This is a genomic window from Photorhabdus sp. RM71S (assembly GCF_042879355.1).
Classification (GTDB): Bacteria; Pseudomonadota; Gammaproteobacteria; order Enterobacterales; family Enterobacteriaceae; genus Photorhabdus; species Photorhabdus kayaii.
In genome coordinates, this window is the sequence record NZ_JBHFKV010000108.1 from 1 (window position 1) to 2454 (window position 2454).

Below are 2454 nucleotides of genomic sequence, written 5' to 3' on the forward strand. Positions count from 1 at the left end.
CTTATGATCAGGGAGTTGATACGCCCATTCAGGTAAACCATATTTCGCTACCAATTGACTGGCTAATTTAGCAATACGGCCCTTGTCTCTGCTGGATGTTGAAGGATGAATACCTATTGATTGAGCAAATTGATTATTTCCTGTTTCCAAAATGCATCGAAGCCAAAAACTTTCTAGCGCTTCCGGCTTACAAGTGATTTTGATACTTTTTGCGATATCCATATGTTAAATTTCCTTAAGTTAAAAAGTTCATAGCCTTAAAATAAGGCCGCTCCCCGTTTAGCGAGGAATCCCCACAGTGGCAGGGAATCTACACCTGGATCGGCATAGATGGGTGGCGGATTGTTAAAGAGCGGTTGCAGGTTTACGCTGTCAATCAATTAATTCTGGATAAAGCACTTCAAGAGGCAAACCGGTTGCTTGACGAAATTCTTTAATCTTTGTTGCGGGTAGATTGCCACCACGTCTTTTTAAGTTGCTGATTGCTTGAGGCGTTAAGCCAACTAACTTAGCCAAGGTCTTCTGTTTTCCACCCACGGCATCAACAGCTCTCTTTAATGGTGTGTGCGAATGATCCATATAAACAACTCCTCGTGTATTTAATCAACATAATGTTAATTATAAAGCAAGAATAAATCAACAAAAAGATGATTGATAAAATTCACATAATGTTTATCTTTCTAACTTGGAGGGATGTATGTCATTGACTGAAAGATTAAAATACCTTCTAATTCAGGAAGATATTAAACAGAAAGAATTAGCTAAGCGCATGAATACAAGCGCTCAAACTGTAAACAATTGGTTAAAAAGAGATTCAATTAGTAGAGAAGCAGCTCAACAAATAAGTGAAATATACGGATATTCTCTTGATTGGCTATTGAATGGTGTAGAACCCCCAAAATTAGGGGATAGGCCCAAATACATCCCTGAGAATGAAACAGCAGTATACTTAACTCCCAAACAAAAAGAGCTGCTTGATATTTATGATAGTCTACCCGATGAAGAGGCTGAGCGGTTTTTGCGCGAGATGAAAGCCAAGAAAGCACATTTTGATGCAATTTTTGCAGAGATGCTTGCAAAGAGGGGTAGTAAAGCAGGTTAATGATATAAATTTCAAGTGCAAATATTAACGTATGAAATTGTTGCATTTGTCATATTTTTAATCTAGGTCGTATCTCGCGACCTTCTGCCTTGTATCACAAATTAGACAATTTCCGGTCAAAAGGTTAACGGGAGTGATGTAGGGTAAGATGGTTAAGCTTCTGACACATTTTAAGTGAGTGATGCATCAGGATTATTAGATGATGTTGATTGATTAAACCATCATCAAAAACTAAAATAAAGGGGGTAATATGATTTCAGAGGCAATGCTTATGGCTATGCTAACAAATCCACAAGGGAATAAAGCTATTGATTCTGGCTTAGCTCGACTTTCAGAGTCTATTGCTTTGATTGTTGAGAGAAAGCAAAAAGGCAATGTTCCTCCAGATGAAGTAATGGAGTTAGTAACGCAAGGGAAAACAGTGTTACTCCCCATTATTGAAAGTATAAATGAAAATATACGCCTTTTGGATGACCCAAGAAAAGACGACTTAGAAAGTTATATTGGCGCTAAAGCCAATGAGACAATGCAGCTTCTTGAAACATTAATCGAATACAACAAGATCAGCATTACTTTCATTAATTCTATCTTTGGGATTGCAAAATCAACAAAGGCATTCTATCCATTTGAAAATATTATCGATGGTTATTTTAAGGAGGTGGTTCTAAAAATTTCAGCCTTAATAAATTACAATGAAACCTTATTGAGGCAATGTAACCAACACCTGATACAACTGCCAACTATCGAAGATGAAAAAGAATTCAGCAGTGAAGATAAATTACTATTTTCTTCATATGTTTCTGAATTTAATAAAGATCTCGAAGCAGGTAGTGTACAATGCCAAAAGTAACTATCACCCCCAAGTATGTAGACAATGCTATACACCAAAAGTACGCATCAATGTTATCAAAGGCTCTCGATGGATCTGGTTTGTCTGGATATATAGGAAAATTCGCTGACTTTAGGAACAGCGCGATAGCTCGGCAATCATTTATTGAAAAAGTACACATCCGAGTTCCTGGAGAAAAGATGTGGGATGAACATATCCGTCAATCAGCAAGGGTTAGTGATAGTTTTCTAGTGTTTTGTAAACATTGAATGTATGACGATTATTATCAAATTATTGCGATTATAACCCCAGACGCTCACGCCAGAGCCGATGCTTTAATCCCTTACCTAGCTGAGTTAGCTGAGACACATTTCCATCAACTCGATATAAGTGAGCTAAAAAACTTACCTAGTTAACCTGAGGTTTGCTTAAGAAGGGAACTAAGTGCCTGAGGCACGATCAAAGTTTTTGTCAAAGAAAACAAAATCGTGGAGATCCTCAGGCATGTTTAATTTAGAAGAAC

At 37.3% G+C, this 2454-nt stretch carries 4 protein-coding genes and 1 pseudogene; 3 read left to right on the forward strand and 2 right to left on the reverse strand.

Features of this window, described 5'->3' with window-relative positions; all coding sequences use genetic code 11:
* A pseudogene (locus tag ACGF5R_RS23710) lies at positions 1-222 on the reverse strand (hypothetical protein); the annotation flags it as partial.
* Positions 223-372: 150 nt separating this feature from the next.
* Entirely contained in the window at positions 373-579 is a 207-nt protein-coding gene (locus ACGF5R_RS23715) for a YdaS family helix-turn-helix protein (protein WP_387693063.1), read from the reverse strand.
* A 118-nt stretch (positions 580-697) separates the two neighbouring features.
* Between ACGF5R_RS23715 and ACGF5R_RS23720 the strand changes: the two genes are divergently transcribed.
* The 3 genes from ACGF5R_RS23720 (at position 698) to ACGF5R_RS23730 (ending at position 2200) form a co-directional block, all read left to right on the forward strand.
* On the forward strand, positions 698-1102 hold the full coding sequence (locus tag ACGF5R_RS23720; protein ID WP_387693065.1) for a helix-turn-helix domain-containing protein: 405 nt from the start codon (positions 698-700) through the stop codon (positions 1100-1102).
* Between the two features lie 250 nt (positions 1103-1352).
* Entirely contained in the window at positions 1353-1952 is a 600-nt protein-coding gene (locus tag ACGF5R_RS23725) for a hypothetical protein (protein WP_387693067.1), read from the forward strand.
* Positions 1940-2200 (forward strand): type II toxin-antitoxin system YafO family toxin, encoded by a 261-nt coding sequence (locus ACGF5R_RS23730; RefSeq protein ID WP_387693069.1) that lies wholly within the window; start codon positions 1940-1942, stop codon positions 2198-2200. The genes ACGF5R_RS23725 and ACGF5R_RS23730 overlap by 13 nt, the downstream gene beginning before the upstream one ends.
* Positions 2201-2454: the final 254 nt, after the last annotated feature.